Annotated in this window: 2 protein-coding genes; both read right to left on the reverse strand. The window is 71.0% G+C overall.

Annotation, left to right across the window (positions count from 1 at the left end; genetic code table 11):
- The coding region (locus ACFR9S_RS08360) for a hypothetical protein (RefSeq protein ID WP_417385022.1) at positions 1-91 on the reverse strand (91 nt) is incomplete at its 3' end.
- 58 nt (positions 92-149) lie between these two features.
- Positions 150-610, reverse strand: a 461-nt coding sequence (locus ACFR9S_RS08365; protein WP_379818415.1) for an MFS transporter, incomplete at its 5' end; no start/stop codon positions are given.

Genomic DNA, 610 nt, shown 5'->3' on the forward strand with positions numbered 1-610 from the left:
CGCCGGCTTCGAGGCCGGCGGTGATCCGCCGCTTTCGCGCTTCCCAGTCCCCGACCGCGTCGTCGGCTTTCAGCCACACGGAACGCGTCATGTCGGGACACTCTCCGTGAGGCGGCTTGAACGTGGCGAATCCTGCAGCCTTCCCGAGATCAGTTCGGCAGCCGGCCCGACCGCTGGAGCACGAGCAGCAGGACGACGACCCCGCCGACGACGGCGGCCAGCCCGCGGAACGCCGTCACGTAGGCGACGCCGGACTCCGCGAGCGTCCCCACGAACCACGACCCCGGCGCCTGTGCGAGCATCATCGCGCCGCTGTACACCGCGTAGGCGCTGCCGCGGTGGTGGTCGGGGAACGACCCGAGCAGGAACGAGTCGATGACGGGGTAGATACTGTGGACCGTGTACCCCAGCAGGGCCGACACCGCGAGCAGCGACGCCGTCCCCGGCGCGACGGTGAGCGCGAACACCAGCACGACGAAGGCGGTGACCAGCCCCAGCAGGTACGGCACTTTCGGGAGCCGATCAGCGAGCGAGCCGCTGACGGCGAACGCCGGGACGCCGGTGACGAACACGAGCGTTAGCGTGTTCCGGGCCAGCCCGGGCGCGACGC

The sequence above is a fragment of the Halolamina salina genome (assembly GCF_042678005.1).
Taxonomy (GTDB): domain Archaea; phylum Halobacteriota; class Halobacteria; order Halobacteriales; family Haloferacaceae; genus Halolamina; species Halolamina salina.